The organism is Tolumonas auensis DSM 9187 (genome assembly GCF_000023065.1).
GTDB classification, from domain to species: Bacteria; Pseudomonadota; Gammaproteobacteria; order Enterobacterales; family Aeromonadaceae; genus Tolumonas; species Tolumonas auensis.
Genome location: NC_012691.1, coordinates 2964642 through 2984030, shown reverse-complemented (window position 1 = coordinate 2984030; position 19389 = coordinate 2964642). Strand labels below are relative to the sequence as shown.

Below are 19389 nucleotides of genomic sequence, written 5' to 3'. Positions count from 1 at the left end.
AATCCTTAAATTTCATCATCTTTATAGGGATCAGGGAAACCGAGAGTCTGCATGAACTCTTTTTCCAGTGCTTCCATCTCTTCGGCTTCTTCATCTTCTATATGGTCATAACCGAGTAAATGCAAGCTGCCATGAATAACCATGTGTGCCCAGTGTGATTCCAGCGTTTTTTGTTGCTCAAGTGCTTCTTTTTCCACCACCTGCCGACAAATAATTAAATCGCCTAATAACGGGAAATCTTCCACTTCCGGCGGACATTCAAACGGGAATGAGAGCACGTTAGTTGGTTTATCTTTGCCGCGGTAGGTGAGGTTCAGCTCATTACTTTCGGCTTCATCCACCAGACGGATGGTAACTTCTGCTTCCTGCTGAAAAGGTAATACTGCCGTATCCAGCCATTGCTGGAATTGCGTTTCAGAAGGCAGGCCGGTGCTGTCAGCACAGGCTATTTGCAGATCAAGCGTAACGCTCATGACGATGATTCCTCGCGATCAGCTGGTTTACTTTCAGCTACCGCTTTTTGTTGTTCGAATTTTTCGTAAGCCTGCACGATGCGTGCGACAACCGGATGACGAACGACGTCTGTTGACTGAAAAAAGTTAAAAGAAAGACCATCGACACCGCTCAGCACTTCAATCGAATGGCGCAGACCGGATTTTACATTGCGCGGCAGGTCGATCTGGGTGATATCACCGGTAACCACTGCTTTGGAGTTAAAGCCAATACGGGTCAGGAACATCTTCATCTGTTCGACCGTGGTGTTTTGCGCTTCATCCAGAATGATAAAGGCATCATTCAGCGTACGGCCACGCATGTAAGCCAGCGGCGCAATTTCGATCACATTGCGTTCAATCAGCTTTTCCACACGTTCGAAACCCAGCATTTCAAACAAGGCATCATAAAGCGGGCGCAGGTAAGGATCGACCTTCTGACTTAAATCACCCGGCAGGAAACCGAGTTTCTCTCCGGCTTCGACTGCAGGACGGGTCAGCAGGATCCGGCGGACATCCTGACGTTCCAGCGCATCAACTGCTGCGGCAACCGCCAGATAGGTTTTACCGGTTCCGGCCGGGCCGATACCAAAAGTGATGTCATGCACCACGATATTGTTGATGTACTGCGCCTGATTCGGTGAGCGTGGTTTCACCATGCCACGTTTGGTTTTGATGTTGACCTCTTTGCCATAAGGAATGGCATCCGGGGTTTCATCATCATTCTGTTCCAGCATATGACATTGCTGAATGGCCAGATGTACCTGATCCGGCGTCAGATCAACGACTTTTTGCCCGCGGACAGGCTGTGTTTCAACATAAAGCTGTTTCAGGAGTTCAACGACCACTTGAGACACATTGCCTTTACCGACAACCTGAAAGTGATTATTGCGATAGATGATTTCTACGCCCATGCGGCGTTCAATCTGCTTGATGTTGTCGTCGAAAGGTCCGCACAGGCTAGCCAGTCGATGGCTGTCGGCGGGTTCAAGATGGATGTCGAGAGTGGCGATGTGTCGGCTCAAAGTATTCCTCTCTATAAAACAGGCCGTCATGTGACGGCCATAGAATCAGCAATTAAGGGCGGAACTGGGCTACACCCAATTCATCTGCTACGCCATCCGGGCGGCGATTCAGGATCTCTGCCGGGCTGACTGCATGACGCAGATCCATTTCCGCTTCAGTACGGATAATTTTACCACGTAATGAGTGTGGCCGCGCTTCTGTGATCTCCACATCCACGAACCGACCAATCAGACGGGCATCACCGGCAAAGTTTACGACACGGTTATTCTCAGTGCGGCCACACAGCTCCATAATGTCATGGCGTGACGGGCCTTCTACCAGAATCCGCTGAATGGTGCCGTGCATCTGGCGGCTGTACTGCATTGCTTGATTGTTGATGGTCTGTTGCAGATGAGCCAGACGCTCTTTTTTCACTTCCATCGGCGTGTCGTCAGGCATATCGGCAGCCGGTGTACCCGGACGGGCACTGAAAACAAAGCTGTAGCTGGTATCAAACTGAATGTCTTCAATCAGCTTCATGGTCTTGGCGAAATCTTCATCGGTTTCGCCCGGGAAACCCACGATAAAATCAGAACTGATCAGAATATCCGGACGTACCGCTTTCAGCTTACGGATCTTCGATTTGTATTCCAGCGCCGTATGCGGACGTTTCATCATCGACAGGATCTTGTCTGAACCGCTTTGTACCGGCAGATGCAGGAAATTCACCAGCTCAGGCGTATCTTTATAGACTTCAATGATGTCATCGGTGAATTCGATCGGGTGGCTGGTGGTGTAACGGATACGGTCAATACCGTCGATCGCGGCAACCAGACGCAGCAACTGCGCAAATGAACAAATGCCACCATCGTAAGTTTCACCACGATAGGCGTTGACGTTCTGCCCCAGCAGATTCACTTCACGTACGCCCTGTTCAGCCAGCTGTGCGATTTCGTACAGCACGTCATCTTGCGGACGGCTGACTTCCTCACCACGGGTATAAGGCACCACGCAGTAAGTACAATATTTAGAACAGCCTTCCATGATGGAAACATAAGCGGTCGGACCTTCGGCGCGTGGTTCCGGCAGGTTGTCGAATTTCTCGATTTCCGGGAAGGAAACATCGACCTGTGCACCGTGACCGGCTTTGACCTGTTTGATCATGTTTGGCAGACGGTGCAGTGTTTGCGGACCAAACACGACGTCCACATTCGGCGCCCGGGAACGAATTGCTTTGCCTTCCTGGGAAGCGACACAACCACCCACTGCGATCACCAGTTCAGGATTTTTCTTTTTCAGCTCTTTCCAGCGTCCTAACTGGTGGAACAGTTTTTCCTGCGCTTTTTCGCGGATGGAACAGGTATTCAATACCAGCAGGTCAGCTTCTTCCGGAAGCTCAGTGGTTTCATAACCCAGAGAACTGGTCAACAAATCTACCATTTTGGCCGAGTCATACTCGTTCATCTGGCAGCCCCAGGTTTTGATATGCAGTTTCTTGCTCATGGATGTGCTTGGCCGACTCACTATTAACAAAGACGCAATATTCTACTTGGTTACTCAGACACTGACTATATTTCCGGCTTTAACCTGACCAGAATTCACATCTTTAGTGATAAACAGGCGTGGTAATCACTACTTGTGATAGTTATCACCGCGCCGACTTTCATCTATAATGCCCGGTCTTTTGTGGAACAATCGTGGGTTAACACTATGCCAATGTATCAGTACGAATGTACTCATTGTGGTCATCAGCTTGCGAAATTGCAGAAAATGTCTGATGCGCCGCTTGTGGATTGTCCGGCTTGCTCTCAGGCCGCACTGAAAAAATTGCTGTCCGCACCAGGATTTCGTCTGAAAGGTGGTGGCTGGTATGAAACAGATTTCAAAACCGGCACGAAAAAGAATCTGGCGAGTTGTGACTCGGAGCAGGGCGGATGCAAGGGCTGTCCGGCTGCTGGCGAATAATTAAATGAATCTCCGGAATGCCGGAGATATAAATTCAGTAAAGGAATAAATCATGCGTAGCATTTACTGTGGTCAGGTGACAAGTAGCCATGTCGAACAGACCGTAACCCTGTGTGGTTGGGTTCATCGCCGTCGTGATCTGGGCGGACTGATTTTTATCGACATGCGTGATCGCGAAGGCATTGTTCAGGTGTTTTTTGATCCGGATAAACCGGAAGCTTTCGCACTGGCTTCAGAACTGCGTAATGAATTCTGTATCCGTGTAACCGGTGTGGTGCGTGCACGTCCGGACAGCCAGATCAACAAAGATATGGCGACTGGTGAAGTTGAAATCTTCGCGCATGGCCTGGAAATCATCAACCGTGCAGAACCACTGCCGCTGGATTTCAACCAGACCAACACCGAAGAACAACGTCTGAAATACCGCTATCTGGATCTGCGTCGTCCGGAAATGGCCGCATCACTGAAAACCCGTGCCCGTATCACCAGCTTTGTGCGCCGTTATATGGATGAGCATGGTTTTCTGGATATCGAAACCCCGATGCTGACTAAGGCGACACCGGAAGGTGCACGTGACTATCTGGTACCAAGTCGTGTGCACAAAGGCAAATTTTACGCGCTGCCACAATCACCTCAGCTGTTCAAACAGCTGCTGATGATGTCTGGGTTCGACCGTTATTATCAGATCGTTAAATGTTTCCGTGATGAAGACTTACGTGCGGATCGTCAGCCTGAATTTACCCAGATCGACGTAGAAACCTCTTTCCTGAACGCAGAACAAGTACGTGAGCTGATGGAAAACCTGATCCGAGGTCTGTGGCAGAACATTATTGGCGTCGATCTGGGTCAGTTCCCGATCATGACCTTTGATGAAGCAATGCGCCGTTACGGTTCTGATAAGCCCGATCTGCGTAACCCGATGGAAATGGTTGATATTGCCGATTTGCTGAAAGACGTTTCTTTTGCGGTGTTTGCCGGCCCGGCTAACGATCCGAAAGGTCGTGTTGCCGCACTGCGGGTACCGGATGGTGCACAGCTGTCGCGTAAACAGATTGATGAATATACCCAGTTCGTGTCTATCTATGGCGCGAAAGGTCTGGCGTGGATGAAAGTCAATCAGGCTGACAGCGGGCTGGCAGGCGTGCAGTCACCGGTGGCTAAATTCCTGAACGATGAAATCGTGCGTGAAATTCTGAGCCGTACCAGTGCACAAGATGGCGATATCATCTTCTTCGGTGCTGACAGCAAGAAAGTAGTGTGTGATGCCATTGGTGCGTTGCGTCTGAAACTGGCCCGCGATCTGGATCTGGTGGAAAACTGCTGGAAACCGCTGTGGGTTGTTGACTTCCCGATGTTTGAAGAAGATGGCGAAGGTGGTGTGACTGCGATGCACCATCCGTTTACTGCGCCGAAAGATTTTACGCCGGCCCAGCTGGAAGCTGACCCGTTAGCTGCTTATGCCAATGCCTACGATATGGTTATCAATGGTTATGAAGTCGGCGGCGGTTCCGTGCGTATTCACCGTGGTGATATGCAACAGACGGTATTCCGTGCGATCGGTATCAGTGAAGCAGAACAAAAAGAAAAATTCGGCTTCCTGCTGGATGCACTGAAATTTGGTACGCCACCGCATGCGGGTCTGGCATTCGGTCTGGATCGTCTGACCATGTTGCTGACTGGTACTGACAATATCCGTGATGTGATTGCATTCCCGAAAACTACCGCAGCAGCCTGTCTGATGACAGATGCGCCTAGTTTTGCCAACCAGCAACAGCTGAGCGAGCTGGCTATCCAGACGACCGTGAAAGCGGCTGAATAAATTTTGTTTTCCGGGTGACGCGGCTTTTGTGGCAGAAATACTACTGCCACCACGTTACCCGCTGATTTTAGCTGATAGATTCAGCGTTAATTTTTATCAGGAGAGAGTTATGGCAGGTCACAGTAAGTGGGCCAACATTAAACACCGCAAAGCAGCGCAAGATGCCAAACGCGGTAAAATGTTTACTAAAATGATCCGTGAAATTACCACCGCTGCCCGCCTTGGTGGCCCTGATGGCGGTTCTAATCCTCGTCTGCGTGCGGCCGTTGCCGCGGCACTGTCTATCAACATGACCCGTGATACGGTTGATCGTGCGATCAAGCGTGGTGCCGGTGGTGACGACGGCGTTGAGTTAGAAACCTTAGTGTATGAAGGTTACGGCCCGTCAGGTACCGCAGTAATGGTTGAATGTATGACTGATAACCGTAACCGTACTGTTGCTGGTGTACGCCATGCTTTCAGTAAGAGCGGTGGTGCATTGGGTACTGATGGCTCTGTGGCCTATTTATTTACCAAGAAAGGTATCCTTTCTTTCACCAGCGCAGATGAAGACGCACTGATGGAAGCCGCTCTGGAAGCGGGTGCTGATGACGTTGAAACCAACGATGATGGCTCTATCGACGTTTACACCTCACCAAACGATTTTGGTACTGTGCTGGATGCGCTGGAAGCGGCGGGTTTTAAACCTGATAACGCGAATGTCAGTATGATCCCAAGCACCGAAGTAGATCTGAACGCCGATGATGCACCGAAACTGCTGCGTCTGATCGACATGCTGGAAGATCTGGACGACGTACAAGAGGTTTATCACAACGGTACTATTTCTGATGAAGTTGCGGCAACACTGGAATAACTGTTCTGCAAATTCATGATACAGGGAGCTTCGGCTCCCTTGTTTTTTTCCGGCGTGTTAGTCTGCCGGGTAGTTATTGCGTTATCTGAATAAGTGTTGTTATGACAATCATTCTGGGTATAGATCCGGGATCCCGTATTACGGGGTATGGCGTGATCCGCCAACAAGCGGGAAAAGTGGAATACTTGGGTTCTGGTTGTATCCGTACCAGCGGTGAACAACTGTCTGATAAGTTGAAGCAGATTTATGATGGTATCAGCGAAATAATTCTGCAGTTTAAGCCAGACTTGTTTGCCATCGAACAGGTATTTATGGCGAAAAACCCGGATTCTGCCTTAAAGCTGGGGCAGGCGAGGGGGAGTGCGATTGTGGCGGCGGTGAATGCCGGATTGCCGGTCGCGGAATATGCTGCCCGTCAGGTAAAACAATCGGTAGTTGGCACCGGTGCGGCCGATAAAGAACAGGTACAGCATATGGTGAAACAACTGCTGAAACTGCCGGCCTGTCCGCAGGCGGATGCAGCTGATGCGCTGGCCGTCGCCTTGTGTCATTCGCATACTCAGCAAACACTGATCCGCATGGCGGGAAAAGTGCATGGTACTGCGCGCGGACGCCTGCGATAATCCATCGAATAACTGGATGTTCATCCAGTTATTTATTATGCTAGCGCGATAATTAAGTCAAAGGAGCAAGCGCGTGATCGGCAGACTGCATGGCATCATTATCGAGAAATCCCCACCGGAAATTCTGCTGGATGTTGGCGGTGTGGGTTATGAACTCCAATTGCCGATGACTTGTTTCTATGAGCTTCCGGCCGTCGGGCAGGAAGCGACTATCATCACCCATTTTGTGGTGCGTGAAGATGCACAGCTGCTGTATGGGTTTAATACCAGACAGGAACGCACTTTATTCCGTGAGCTGCTGAAAGCTAACGGGGTGGGGCCCAAACTGGCACTGGCGATTATGTCCGGTATGTCCGCGAATCAGTTTGTCTCCTGTGTCGAACGGGAAGATGTTTCCTCCTTAGTCAAATTACCGGGTGTCGGTAAAAAAACAGCTGAACGCTTAATCGTCGAGATGAAAGATCGCCTCAAAGGCTGGATCAGTCACGATCTGTTCACCCCCTATACCGATGCTGCACCTGTTGATCATGAACCGTCGCTTGCGCCTGCTGACACTGTCGAGTCTGAGGCGGTTGCGGCACTGCTGGCATTAGGTTACAAACCACAACAGGCTAGTCTGGTGGTGAGTAAAGTCATTAAGCCGGAAATGACAGTCGAGAATGTCATTCGTGAAGCCCTGCGATCGATGCTGTAACGGAACCTGAATCATGATTGAAGCTGACCGCCTGATTGCTCCGGCTGCAATAACCGAAGAAGAACAACTGGATCGTGCGATCCGCCCTAAAATGCTGTCCGATTATCGGGGGCAGGATCAGGTGCGTTCGCAGATGGAGATCTTCATCGAAGCAGCTCGTCGCCGCAGTGAAGCACTGGATCATGTACTGATTTTTGGCCCGCCTGGTCTGGGTAAAACCACTCTGGCTAATATTGTGGCGAATGAGATGGGGGTGAATATCAAAACCACCTCCGGACCTGTGCTGGAAAAAGCCGGTGATCTGGCCGCGTTGCTGACCAACCTCGAACCGCACGACGTCTTGTTTATCGATGAGATCCACCGGCTCAGTCCGGTAGTGGAAGAAGTGCTGTATCCGGCAATGGAGGATTACCAGCTGGATATCATGATCGGCGAAGGGCCGGCAGCCCGTTCAATCAAACTGGAATTGCCGCCCTTTACGCTGATTGGTGCGACAACCCGCGCCGGTTCGCTGACATCTCCGTTACGCGATCGTTTTGGTATCGTGCAACGCCTTGAGTTTTATAAGGTGGAAGATCTGGCACATATTGTTGGCCGAAGTGCCGATGTGCTCGGTTTATCGCTAGACCAGCAAGGTGCATTTGAAATTGCCAAACGTGCGCGTGGTACGCCGCGTATTGCTAACCGCTTGTTACGCCGGGTACGTGACTTTGCTGAAATCCGGTCTGATGGTCATATCTCCGACCAGATCGCCGCTCAGGCGCTCGATATGCTGGATGTAGACAATGCCGGTTTTGATTATATGGATCGGAAGTTACTGCTGGCGATCATAGATAAATTTCTTGGCGGGCCGGTAGGTGTTGATAACCTGGCGGCGGCTATCGGTGAAGAAAAAGAAACCATCGAAGATGTGCTGGAGCCTTATCTTATCCAGCAGGGATTTTTACAACGTACGCCACGTGGACGTATCGCCACGCCTCGTGCCTATCTGCATTTTGGTCTTACCACTCCGGAACGTCAGGGCTGAACCTGACGTTCCATTCCCCGATCCCTTCTGTTTTATCCATCCTGCATCCGTATTCCGGAATATTTTTTGTTAAAATATTGTTAATAATTTATCCGGTTTATTTATTAAGGATACTGAGAATAACATCTCAATTTCCTGATGAATAATTGCTTTGTTTATTGAGTTAAATCAACGAAAAGAGTTTAAGCTTATCTTAACTAATTGTTCTGATTTACAATGATGAGTGCTGAGTTTGTTTAACGAATTGTTAAATATAAGAATTATTGTCGTCTTTCATTTTTCGCCAAAGCGTTAAGATTTAACTACATTTATGGCAAAAATGATCCAAATTTGTGCCAGATAGTATAACATTTACGAAAAATACAACATTAACGTGGCTCAGTCGTTTCCTGCCGACGAAGTTACAAACAATGTCACTTTTGATGAGGAATAATCATGATCAATGAACTTGTGGTTGATCTGTCGCGGCTCCAGTTTGCCGCTACAGCGCTCTATCACTTCCTGTTCGTTCCATTAACTATCGGGATGACGTTTATCCTGGCAATAATGGAATCAGTGTATGTGATGACAAACAACCCGATCTATAAGGACATGACCAAGTTCTGGGGTAAATTATTTGGTATTAACTTCGCTCTGGGTGTGACCACTGGTCTGACCATGGAGTTTCAGTTCGGTACTAACTGGTCGTATTATTCCCACTATGTGGGTGATGTTTTCGGTGCACCGCTGGCAATTGAAGGCCTGATGGCGTTCTTTCTGGAATCGACCTTCGTTGGTATGTTCTTCTTCGGTTGGGATCGTCTGAGCAAAAATCAGCATCTGGTTTCAACCTGGTTAATGGCGCTGGGGACTAACCTCTCTGCACTGTGGATCCTGGTGGCAAACGGCTGGATGCAGTTCCCGGTGGGTTCTGAGTTCAACTATGAAACCATGCGCATGGAAATGGTCAGTTTTGCTGATCTGGTTTTCAGCCCGGTCGCTCAGGTTAAATTCGTACACACTGTTGCCGCTGGTTATACCTGTGGCGCTATGTTTGTACTGGGGATCTCTTCTTACTATCTGCTGAGAAAACGGGATATTCCTTTTGCCCGTCGTTCTTTCGCTATTGCCGCTGCTTTCGGTATGGCTTCAATTCTCTCCGTTATCGTGCTGGGTGATGAATCCGGTTACGAATTAGGTGATGTTCAGAAAGCCAAGCTGGCAGCTATCGAATCGCAATGGGAGACGCATGAAGCACCAGCTCCTTTCACTGCATTTGGTATTCCTGATCAGGAAAATCAACGCACTGATTTTGCCATCGAAATTCCGTATATGGCCGGTATTATTGCCACACGCTCTATCGATGAAGAAATCACCGGTCTGAAAGATCTGATCGCGCAGAATGAAAAACGTATCCGTAATGGCATTCAGGCGTATGCGTTGATGAAAAAGCTGCAGGCAGGCGAGAAGACTCCTGAAAATCTGGCTAAATTCCAGGAACTGAAAGTTGATCTGGGATATGGCCTGCTGTTAAGCCCATATACAGCAAATATCGTTGATGCTACTGAAGAGCAGATCAAAATGGCTGCTGATGATTCAATTCCGCCAGTAACGCCGATTTTCTTCTCATTCCGGGCCATGGTTGGTGCGGGTGTGCTGATGCTGCTGCTGATTGGTCTGGCATTTTATGACAGCTGCCGTCACCGTATCGGTGAGCGTACCTGGTTGCTTAAAGCATTGCTGTGGGGTATTCCGCTGCCATGGATCGCGATTGAAGCGGGTTGGATAGTTGCTGAAATCGGTCGTCAGCCATGGACGATCGGTGAGGTATTACCAACCTATCTGTCCGCATCGACTCTATCAACGAGTGATCTGCTATTTTCCATGATTGGTATCTGCGCGTTCTATACCGTATTACTGGTCATTGAAATGTACCTGATGGTTAAGTTTGCCCGCAAAGGTCCGAGCAGCTTAAAAACAGGTAAATATTTCTATGAAACAGAGCAGGCATAAGAGGAAGCCATCATGTTTGATTACGAAGTATTGCGTCTGATTTGGTGGGTTCTGATTGGTGTATTGCTGATCGGATTCGCTGTGACTGACGGTTTTGACATGGGGGTAGGCGCACTGTTGCCTATCCTCGGTAAAACAGACACGGAACGTCGTGTCATGATCAATACCATTGCACCGCACTGGGATGGCAATCAGGTGTGGTTGATCACGGCCGGTGGTGCATTGTTTGCCGCCTGGCCAATGGTGTACGCGACTGCTTTTTCCGGTTTCTATATTGCGATGGTTCTGACACTGATGGCGCTGTTTTTCCGCCCCGTTGGCTTTGATTACCGCTCTAAACTGGAAAATCCACGCTGGCGTAACAGTTGGGACTGGTGCTTGTTCATCGGTGGTTTTGTTCCGCCAACAGTCATCGGTGTGGCGTTTGGTAACTTGCTGCAAGGCGTACCATTCAGCGTTGATACCATGATGCGTACCACTTACGAAGGTACTTTTTTCCAGTTGCTGAATCCGTTTGGTCTGCTGGCAGGACTGGTCAGTCTGTTCATGTTCGTCACTCAGGGTGCTACCTGGCTGATGATGAAAACAGAAGGTGATCTGCAGGATCGAGCTCGCAAAACCGCCATGCTAACGGCATTACTGGTATTTGTATTGTTTGCGGTGGCAGGTTATTGGGTTGCAAATGGTATCGATGGTTACACCATCGTCAAATTTGCCGGTACAGAAGCGGCGTCTAATCCATTGAACAAAGATGTTGCTGTTTCCGCAGGTGCGTGGATGCAGAATTATGCTCAGTATCCATGGATGATGGCAGCTCCGTTGGTTGGGTTAGCCATGGCAGTATTGACCATTCTGGCGGCACGCTTTGATCGGGCTGGCTTTGCCTTCCTGTTCTCATCGCTGATGATTGCCGGTGTGATCCTGACCGCGGGTTTCTCTATGTTCCCGTTCATCATGCCATCTAGCCTGAATCCGGCACAGAGCCTGACCATGTGGGATGCTACTTCATCGAAAAACACCCTGACGGTCATGACTTTTGCCGCAGCTATTTTTGTACCAACTATATTGGGCTACACCATCTGGACTTACATCAAGATGTTTGGCCGTGTCAGCAATCAGTTTGTAGAAAAGAACAAACATTCAGTCTACTAGGAGGCGTTAAATGTGGTATTTCACGTGGGTTCTGGGTGTATTGCTGGCTTGTTCTTTTGGCATTATTAATGCACTTTGGCTGGAACATACCGAAAATATGGATCGTCGTGTAGACGATAAGTAAATTCACAGAGCGAAAAAAAGCCACCTTAACCGGGTGGCTTTTTTATTGGGAAAATAAAGTGAGCAAGATCACCTTCTTTCCTCAATTCTGCTGGGGTATATTATGCGCGTCTTACGACTGCGGGATTGAGGTCGATGATCAACTCAGAATTTAGCTGGCCAGTGCGGATCTATTACGAAGATACCGATGCTGGCGGCATAGTATATAACGCAAATTATCTGAAATTTCTGGAGCGTGCGCGCACAGAATGGCTGCGACAGCTGGGAATAGAACAAGATCAGCTATTGCAGCATAATGTAGCTTTTGTTGTGCGTCATATCGATATTGAATTCCGTAACGCAGCGCGTTTTAACCAGCTACTGGCAGTTTCCTGCCGGGTGGCTCAGCTAAAACGGGCTTCAATGGTATTTTCACAAGTGATTGCAGATGAAACTGGCCGGGTGATTGTGACAGCCAATGTAACAATAGCCTGTGTCAACCTCGCTGCAATGAAACCTATTGCTATTCCTGAAGATGTAAGTGGAGTGATTGCTCGTGCAACCAGCTGAAATGTCGTTTACCAACCTGATCCTAGAAGCCAGTCCGTTGGTACAGATCGTTATGTTGATTCTGTTATCTATGTCGATTGCATCATGGGCAATCATTGTCCAGCGGACTAAAGTTCTGAAAACTGCGCGTTCTATTTCTGAACAATTTGAAGAACGTTTCTGGTCCGGCATTGATCTTAATCGCCTGTATCAGGAGTGTGCCAACCGACGTGATGAGCTGAGCGGTCTGGAGCAGATTTTTTATTCCGGTTTCAAGGAGTTCGCTCGTCTGCATAACAGCGGTCTCAAAAATCAGGAAATGATCATGGATGGAACTTACCGTGCAATGCGTGTTTCTCTTTCCCGCGAACTCGATGAACTGGAAACACATTTGCCTGTGCTGGCAACCATCGGTTCTATCAGCCCGTATATCGGTCTGTTCGGTACCGTATGGGGGATCATGCATGCCTTTATCGCCTTGTCTGCGGTAAAAAATGCATCACTGGCAATGGTTGCTCCGCCAATCGCGGAAGCTCTGATTGCAACGGCAATGGGTCTGTTTGCCGCGATCCCGGCGGTAGTAGCCTATAACCGTTTCAGCACCAAGGTTGAGCGTCTGGATAATTCTTACATCAATTTTATGGATGAATTCTCTACTATTCTGAACCGCCAGCTTGGCAGTAAAGGTGAGTAATAATGCACGCCAATAAACGCAGCAAAAGACGCGCCGTCGCCGAGATCAACGTTGTGCCCTATATCGACGTTATGTTGGTATTGCTGATTATTTTTATGGCTACAGCACCTGTCGTGATGCAGAGCGTTAAAGTTGATCTGCCGCAGACCGACTCTCAGCCACTGTCTGAAGATTCAGAGCCGCCTGTCATCGCTCAGGTCGATAAAGATGGTCACTATTCGTTGATGCTGGGTTCGGAAGAAGAAAAGGATATGGCTGATTTAGTAGAACTGGCCGGTATCGTTTCTGAATACCATAAAACGCATCCGAACAGTCCTGTGGTCGTTGCCGGTGCCAAAGAAGTGCAATATGACGCTGTAGTCCAGCTCATGGCTGCACTGAAAGAGGCCGGGGTAGAAAACGTCGGGTTAATGACTGACTCAGTAGATAAGAAAAAATAAACGGAGTAGTGGCGTCGTGAAACGAGGCATGAGCGGTCCGGTAGTTATATCTATCATACTGCATGCACTGTTGATCCTGATGTTCATTCTGAAATGGAATCTGGATAAACCCAAACGGCCTGCTGGTGGCGGCGGTGGTGGTGGCGGTGTTGTGAATGCAGTTGTGATTGATCAATTAAAATTTGATCAGCACAAACAATTTATTAAACAACAGAAAGCAAAGAAAGTTGAAGAGGCGAAAGAGCAGGCTGCCGAAAAAGCAGCAGCTGCGGAAGCGGTTCGCCAGGAAAAAGTTGAAAAAGCGATCCGGCTGAAGCAAGAAAAACAACAACAGAAAGAAGCGAAAGAGAAAGAGCGGAAGCTGGAAGTTGAACGTCAGAAACTGGACGCTGAAAAGAAAATAACGCTTGAGAAGAAGAAAAAAGAAGAACTGAAGAAAAAACTGGAAGAAGAGAAAAAGCTGGCGGATCAGAAAGAAGCTGAAGAAAAAGCGGAAAAACTGAAAGCCGATAAGGATGCTAAGGCAAAGGCTGACAAAGAAGCCAAAGAAAAAGCTGAACAGGAAGCCAAGAAAAAAGCCGAGCAGGAAGCCAAAGAAAAAGCAGCCGAAGAAGCTAAAGAAAAGGCTGAAAAACTGAAGGCTGAAAAAGCAGCTAAAGCCAAAGCAGCGAAAGAGGCCAAAGAAAAAGCGAAACAAGATGCTGCTGACGCCAGCAAGTTGGAAGATGAGTTATTGAGTGAAGATATCGGTGGCGCTGCAGCAGGTCCGTCAGGTAACAGCTCAAAACCATCAACATCCGCTGGTCCTGGTGGCTCTGGTGGTGGCGATCCGGGCTATGGCGACAAAGTTGCTAATATGATCGAACAACGAATGCTGATCGATCAGAATATGAAAGGTAAGAGTTGTGTTGTCAAAATAAGACTGGCGCCGGATGGACTGGTTCTGAGTGTGACGGCGGGCAGTGGTGATCCTTCAATCTGTCGGGCAGGGATTACAGCTGTTAATATGATTGGGACGTTCCCAGCTCCGCCATCGGACGCCGAACGAACCATTAATGCAACAATACAGCCCCAGTAATGATGGTTATTATTAATTTTGTAACAACCGGGAAATGAATAAAGATGAAAAAACTCTTGATGGCATTGGTAGGATGGTTGTGGTTTAGTCAGTCTGCGATGGCAGAACTGGATATTCTGGTAACCGGTGGTATGGACAGCGGTCGCCCTGTCGCAATTGTGCCTTTCAAATCAGATGGCTCTCTGCCGGAAGATTTGGCTAACGTGATCAGCTCGGATCTGATGCGCAGTGGTAAATTTACGCCACTGAGCCGTAACTCAATGCCGGAACAACCGGCACAGAGTGGTCAGATTAATTATCCAACCTGGTCTGCACTGGGCACTGAAGCCGTGGTTGTTGGTCATGTTGAATCTGCCGGCGCAGGTCAATACCGTGTGACTTTTGAACTGGTTGATGTTGCACGCGGTAAAGATGGCGGGAATGCGGTGCTGGACAGCCGCGTCGCGACAGTAACGGCCAAACAGCTGCGTAAATATGCTCACCGTATTTCTGACATCGTCTATGAAAAGCTGACCGGCGAACGCGGTGCCTTCCTGACCAGTATTCTGTATGTCACGGTTGACCGCAGCCAGGCAATGCCTTACCGCCTGATGCTGGCTGATTATGACGGTTACAATGAACGCATGTTATTACGTTCCCGTGAGCCAATTATGTCTCCGACCTGGTCACCGGATGGTCGTAGAATTGCCTATGTCAGTTTTGAGAAACGTACACCGGCAATCTTCATTCAGGACTTGTATTCCCAGGCCCGTTCAATGTTAGTGGCTTTGCCGGGAATCAACGGTGCGCCGTCATGGTCACCGGACGGACGTTCTATGGCGGTTGTTTTGTCTAAAGATGGTCAGCCGGATATTTACACTGTAGATATAGGCAGTCGCCGTCTGAATCGTCTGACATCTGATCAGGCCATTGACACTGAACCTTCATGGAGTGCCGATGGACGTTCTGTTTTCTTCACCTCAGAGCGTGGTGGCAGACCGCAAATTTATAAAGTAGATGTGGCATCACACAGTGCCAGCCGTGTAACATGGGAAGGTGATTCTAATCTTGGCGCAAGCGCTACACCGGATGGAAAAGCGTTGGTTATGGTGAGCCGGGTTCAGGGTTCATACCGCATTGCCCGTCAGGATCTGAATGGTGGTGGTGTGTATGTACTGACCAGCTCATCACTCGATGAATCACCAAGTGTTGCGCCTAATGGCAGTATGATCATCTATAGCACTGTATATCAAGGTCGCCAGGGGCTGGCACTGGTATCGGCAGACGGGCGATTCAAAGCAAACTTACCTTCCGCGAAGGGAGAAGTGCGCTCTCCGGCCTGGTCACCGTTTTTGAATTAATCCGAGCAATGTACCAAGGATATGAAAATGAAAATTAACCCACTGCTGAAAACGCTGCTGATTGCGATCCCACTGGTTACTCTGGCTGCATGTAGCAGTAAAAAGGGTTCTACCTCTGCCGATACTGACGGTATGGCTGGTCAGGGCGTAGAAACTTCCGGTCTGGACTCAGGTCTGTCAGCTGATGAACAAGCTCGTCAGCAGTTCGAATCCCTGAAACAGGACAACGTGATTTACTTTAACTACGACTCAGATGCGATCGAAGGTCAATATGCTCAGCTGTTACAGACTCATGCAGATTTCCTGCGTGGTCATAACAGCGTTAAAGTACTGATCGAAGGCCACACTGACGAACGTGGTACTCCTGAGTACAACATTGCACTGGGTGAGCGTCGTGCGAAAGCTGTCGCGAAATACATGCAGAACCTGGGTGTAGATGTGTCTCAGCTGTCTGTTGTCAGCTATGGTGAAGAAAAACCAGCTGATCCAGGTCACGCTGAAGATGCTTTCGGCCACAACCGTCGTGCGGTTCTGGTCTACTAAGGTAGAATGCTGATGGGTAAATTCCATTATGTAAAAGCGGCCATATTGATGGCCGCTGTTTTTTCTGTTTCTCTGGTGCATGCTGACGAACTCGAAGATCGGGTGCTGAAGCTCGAGCGAATGGTGAGTGCGCGTAATTTGTCGCAGGTTGAAATGCAGCAACAAATCGATGCATTAACTAACGATATCCGTTCATTACGCGGTGCACTGGAAGAGTCGAACTACAAGCTACAACAGGCTACAGAGCGGCAGAAAGCGCTGTATCAGGAGCTGGATAAGCTGCAACAGTCCGCACAAGCCCCGGCAGCACCGGTATCTGCAGGCACGCAAGCAGCATCATCACCACAACCTGCTGCTGCCACGCCAGCAGCGGCTCAGGCTGCCAGTGATGCACCAACTCCGGCTACACCCGCTGCTGCTCCAGCCAGTGGCTCGGAAAGCAATGACTATGAGTCTGCGGTCAATCTGGTGATCAAGGAAAAGAACTACGCGAAAGCAATCCCGGCTTTCGATACGTTCATTGCAAGCTATCCGAACTCGGCATTACAACCGGGAGCGCATTACTGGTTAGGCCAATTACAGCTTAATCAGGGTGATCGGGAGCAGGCAAAAGCACATTTTCTGACCGTCGCGCAAAAATATAAAGATTCGCCAAAGCGTCCGGAAGCAATTTATAAGCTGGGTGTCATCGCGAAAGCGGATGGTGATAAAGAAAAAGCGAATAAATTTTTCCAGTTAGTCATTAAGCAATATCCAAATACTTCTGCTGCACAACTGGCACAGAAGGCGATGGGTGGTTAATAATAAGCCAAAACTGGCTTAAAGTAGGCGGAATTGGTCGAACGATGAGCAAACAGGAAAAAATCATTATTTTTCTGTTGCGTCGGAAACGTAAATCCGTATTATAGGCCGCCGTTGGCAGGGCAGAATGCAAAGCCAGCAAAGAGTGGGTCGTTAGCTCAGTCGGTAGAGCAGTTGACTTTTAATCAATTGGTCGCTGGTTCGAATCCAGCACGACCCACCACTTATTCCCAGGTCGCTTAGCTCAGCTGGGAGAGCACCTCCCTTACAAGGAGGGGGTCACTGGTTCGATCCCAGTAGCGACCACCAAGTTTTAAAAATGATACAGATGGGTCGTTAGCTCAGTCGGTAGAGCAGTTGACTTTTAATCAATTGGTCGCTGGTTCGAATCCAGCACGACCCACCATCATTTGCAGTATCCCAGGTCGCTTAGCTCAGCTGGGAGAGCACCTCCCTTACAAGGAGGGGGTCACTGGTTCGATCCCAGTAGCGACCACCAGTTTTACACATAGTTGCTTTCCAGAATAACTGTGTTGAAGTTTCCCAGGTCGCTTAGCTCAGCTGGGAGAGCACCTCCCTTACAAGGAGGGGGTCACTGGTTCGATCCCAGTAGCGACCACCAAATTTTGTGTTACACGTGTGGGTTGTTAGCTCAGTCGGTAGAGCAGCGGACTCTTAATCCGTAGGTCGAAGGTTCGATCCCTTCACAACCCACCAATAAATCCCAGGTCGCTTAGCTCAGCTGGGAGAGCACCTCCCTTACAAGGAGGGGGTCACTGGTTCGATCCCAGTAGCGACCACCAGTTTTACAAAGTGACAAAGATGGGTCGTTAGCTCAGTCGGTAGAGCAGTTGACTTTTAATCAATTGGTCGCTGGTTCGAATCCAGCACGACCCACCATCTCTGCTTAAAACAATCTTTTCCTTAAAATAGCCTTCATCTTAAAACTTTCCTCAGTTAAAAAATAAATACACAAGTGATATGTGAAAAATCATTTCTGTTTCTTGCTCCATTTCACTAATTGCATTTAGCAAGCATCTCTTCTCGGTTATAATCAGCAAAGCACAATTGTAAGCCGGAGTAAGACATGAACAGCTCAGTCAATGTGGTTGAAATTGACTATCCCTTCCCGCAAATTCCTGCCCCGTTATCAGCGGCGCGTAAACAGGAGTTGACTGCGCGTATCACTGAATTGCTGAAAGCAAAAAATGCAGTATTGATTGCGCATTACTATACCGATCATGAGATTCAGGCATTGGCTGAGTCGACAGGCGGTTTTATCGGGGATTCGCTGGAGATGGCGAAGTTCGGTAAACAACATCAGGCTCAGACCCTGATCATCGCCGGCGTCCGCTTCATGGGCGAAACAGCGAAAATATTAAGTCCTGAGAAACACGTGTTGATGCCAACACTGCAGGCTGAGTGTTCTCTGGATCTCTCTTGTCCTATCAAAGAATTTTCGGCTTTCTGTGATGAACATCCGGATCATACCGTGGTGGTCTATGCCAATACCTCCGCGGCAGTTAAAGCGCGGGCTGACTGGGTGGTGACTTCCAGTATCGCACTGGAAGTGGTTGAACATCTTGATGCAGAAGGTAAAAAAATTCTCTGGGCTCCGGATCGTCATCTGGGCGCTTATATCGAAAAGAAAACCGGTGCAAAGATGCTGCGCTGGCAAGGTGCCTGTATCGTTCATGATGAGTTCAAAGCGAAAGCTCTGGCTCGTCTGAAAGCCGAACATCCTGATGCAGCTATATTGGTTCATCCTGAGTCGCCGGCAGCAGTAATAGATATGGCGGATGCGGTTGGTTCGACCACTCAATTGATCAAAGCTGCACAGCAGTTGCCACAAAAGACACTGATAGTGGCTACCGATCGCGGTATCTTTTATAAGATGCAGCAAGCCTGCCCGGATAAGGTCATGATAGAAGCTCCGACGGGAGGGGATGGTGCTACCTGCCGTAGCTGTGCACATTGTCCGTGGATGGCGATGAATGGACTGGAAGCGATATATGCTGCGTTGTCTGAACAGGCTGATGCGCATGAAATTAAGGTGGAAGAATCAACTCGCCTGAAAGCGTTGATCCCATTGAATCGTATGCTGGATTTTGCCGCTAGTTTGCAGCAGAAGGTAAACAGTAATATTTGATGACACACCGAGACAAGAAAGCAGAATACGTTTGTATCCTGCTTTCTTGTTGTTTATGCATCACGTGTATCT

General features: G+C 48.8%; 20 protein-coding genes and 8 tRNA genes. 25 read left to right on the top strand and 3 right to left on the bottom strand.

Features of this window, described 5'->3' with window-relative positions; translation table 11 throughout:
- Positions 1–5 precede the first annotated feature (5 nt).
- Genes ybeY through miaB form a run of 3 tightly spaced genes read right to left on the bottom strand, consistent with a single transcriptional unit; the run spans position 6 to position 2999 of the window.
- Positions 6–473: an rRNA maturation RNase YbeY gene (gene ybeY / locus TOLA_RS13875; RefSeq protein WP_015879761.1), complete on the bottom strand. Its 468-nt coding sequence runs from the start codon at positions 471–473 to the stop codon at positions 6–8.
- Positions 470–1516, bottom strand: coding sequence for a PhoH family protein (locus tag TOLA_RS13870; protein ID WP_015879760.1), 1047 nt, complete (start codon positions 1514–1516; stop codon positions 470–472). Before TOLA_RS13870 ends, ybeY begins: the two co-directional genes overlap by 4 nt.
- A 52-nt stretch (positions 1517–1568) precedes the next feature.
- Positions 1569–2999 (bottom strand): tRNA (N6-isopentenyl adenosine(37)-C2)-methylthiotransferase MiaB, encoded by a 1431-nt coding sequence (gene miaB / locus TOLA_RS13865; protein ID WP_015879759.1) that lies wholly within the window; start codon positions 2997–2999, stop codon positions 1569–1571.
- A gap of 207 nt (positions 3000–3206) precedes the next feature.
- On the opposite strand from miaB, the gene TOLA_RS13860 reads away from it, so the two are divergent.
- The 25 genes from TOLA_RS13860 (at position 3207) to nadA (ending at position 19317) form a co-directional block, all read left to right on the top strand.
- A complete protein-coding gene (locus TOLA_RS13860; protein WP_015879758.1) occupies positions 3207–3461 on the top strand; it encodes an FmdB family zinc ribbon protein in 255 nt (84 codons plus the stop codon).
- A gap of 52 nt (positions 3462–3513) precedes the next feature.
- Positions 3514–5280 carry an aspartate--tRNA ligase gene (gene aspS, locus TOLA_RS13855; protein WP_015879757.1) on the top strand — a complete coding sequence of 589 codons (1767 nt, stop codon included), beginning with the start codon at positions 3514–3516 and terminating at the stop codon, positions 5278–5280.
- Between the two features lie 109 nt (positions 5281–5389).
- On the top strand, positions 5390–6133 hold the full coding sequence (locus TOLA_RS13850) for a YebC/PmpR family DNA-binding transcriptional regulator (protein WP_015879756.1): 744 nt from the start codon (positions 5390–5392) through the stop codon (positions 6131–6133).
- Between the two features lie 101 nt (positions 6134–6234).
- Positions 6235–6756, top strand: a complete 522-nt coding sequence (ruvC, locus tag TOLA_RS13845) for a crossover junction endodeoxyribonuclease RuvC (RefSeq protein WP_015879755.1) — start codon at positions 6235–6237, stop codon at positions 6754–6756.
- A gap of 73 nt (positions 6757–6829) precedes the next feature.
- Positions 6830–7450, top strand: a complete 621-nt coding sequence (gene ruvA, locus TOLA_RS13840) for a Holliday junction branch migration protein RuvA (RefSeq protein WP_015879754.1) — start codon at positions 6830–6832, stop codon at positions 7448–7450.
- Positions 7451–7463: 13 nt separating this feature from the next.
- A complete protein-coding gene (gene ruvB / locus TOLA_RS13835; RefSeq protein ID WP_015879753.1) occupies positions 7464–8477 on the top strand; it encodes a Holliday junction branch migration DNA helicase RuvB in 1014 nt (337 codons plus the stop codon).
- A 435-nt stretch (positions 8478–8912) separates the two neighbouring features.
- Positions 8913–10469, top strand: coding sequence for a cytochrome ubiquinol oxidase subunit I (locus tag TOLA_RS13830; protein WP_015879752.1), 1557 nt, complete (start codon positions 8913–8915; stop codon positions 10467–10469).
- A 12-nt stretch (positions 10470–10481) separates the two neighbouring features.
- Complete coding sequence (gene cydB, locus TOLA_RS13825; protein WP_015879751.1) at positions 10482–11621, top strand: cytochrome d ubiquinol oxidase subunit II; 1140 nt, start codon at positions 10482–10484, stop codon at positions 11619–11621.
- Positions 11622–11631: 10 nt separating this feature from the next.
- Positions 11632–11745 (top strand): cytochrome bd-I oxidase subunit CydX, encoded by a 114-nt coding sequence (gene cydX, locus TOLA_RS16570; RefSeq protein ID WP_015879750.1) that lies wholly within the window; start codon positions 11632–11634, stop codon positions 11743–11745.
- 137 nt (positions 11746–11882) lie between these two features.
- Positions 11883–12293: a tol-pal system-associated acyl-CoA thioesterase gene (gene ybgC, locus TOLA_RS13815; protein ID WP_171804935.1), complete on the top strand. Its 411-nt coding sequence runs from the start codon at positions 11883–11885 to the stop codon at positions 12291–12293.
- Between the two features lies 1 nt (position 12294).
- On the top strand, positions 12295–12966 hold the full coding sequence (gene tolQ, locus TOLA_RS13810) for a protein TolQ (RefSeq protein ID WP_041609546.1): 672 nt from the start codon (positions 12295–12297) through the stop codon (positions 12964–12966).
- A gap of 2 nt (positions 12967–12968) precedes the next feature.
- Positions 12969–13406 (top strand): protein TolR, encoded by a 438-nt coding sequence (tolR, locus tag TOLA_RS13805; protein ID WP_015879747.1) that lies wholly within the window; start codon positions 12969–12971, stop codon positions 13404–13406.
- Between the two features lie 16 nt (positions 13407–13422).
- Positions 13423–14484 carry a cell envelope integrity protein TolA gene (gene tolA / locus TOLA_RS13800; protein WP_015879746.1) on the top strand — a complete coding sequence of 354 codons (1062 nt, stop codon included), beginning with the start codon at positions 13423–13425 and terminating at the stop codon, positions 14482–14484.
- Between the two features lie 44 nt (positions 14485–14528).
- Complete coding sequence (gene tolB, locus TOLA_RS13795) at positions 14529–15824, top strand: Tol-Pal system beta propeller repeat protein TolB (protein WP_015879745.1); 1296 nt, start codon at positions 14529–14531, stop codon at positions 15822–15824.
- A gap of 27 nt (positions 15825–15851) precedes the next feature.
- On the top strand, positions 15852–16367 hold the full coding sequence (gene pal / locus TOLA_RS13790; protein WP_015879744.1) for a peptidoglycan-associated lipoprotein Pal: 516 nt from the start codon (positions 15852–15854) through the stop codon (positions 16365–16367).
- 12 nt (positions 16368–16379) lie between these two features.
- A complete protein-coding gene (gene ybgF, locus TOLA_RS13785) occupies positions 16380–17168 on the top strand; it encodes a tol-pal system protein YbgF (protein ID WP_015879743.1) in 789 nt (262 codons plus the stop codon).
- A 147-nt stretch (positions 17169–17315) separates the two neighbouring features.
- Positions 17316–17391: transfer RNA gene (locus tag TOLA_RS13780), tRNA-Lys, on the top strand.
- Positions 17392–17401: 10 nt separating this feature from the next.
- Positions 17402–17477 (top strand) — tRNA-Val (locus TOLA_RS13775).
- A 21-nt stretch (positions 17478–17498) separates the two neighbouring features.
- Positions 17499–17574 (top strand) — tRNA-Lys (locus tag TOLA_RS13770).
- Positions 17575–17591: 17 nt separating this feature from the next.
- Positions 17592–17667: transfer RNA gene (locus TOLA_RS13765), tRNA-Val, on the top strand.
- Positions 17668–17714: 47 nt separating this feature from the next.
- Positions 17715–17790, top strand: a tRNA-Val gene (locus tag TOLA_RS13760).
- A 19-nt stretch (positions 17791–17809) separates the two neighbouring features.
- A tRNA-Lys gene (locus TOLA_RS13755) sits at positions 17810–17885 on the top strand.
- A gap of 10 nt (positions 17886–17895) precedes the next feature.
- Positions 17896–17971, top strand: a tRNA-Val gene (locus tag TOLA_RS13750).
- Between the two features lie 21 nt (positions 17972–17992).
- A tRNA-Lys gene (locus TOLA_RS13745) sits at positions 17993–18068 on the top strand.
- Between the two features lie 187 nt (positions 18069–18255).
- Complete coding sequence (nadA, locus tag TOLA_RS13740; protein WP_015879742.1) at positions 18256–19317, top strand: quinolinate synthase NadA; 1062 nt, start codon at positions 18256–18258, stop codon at positions 19315–19317.
- The last annotated feature ends 72 nt before the right edge of the window (positions 19318–19389 follow it).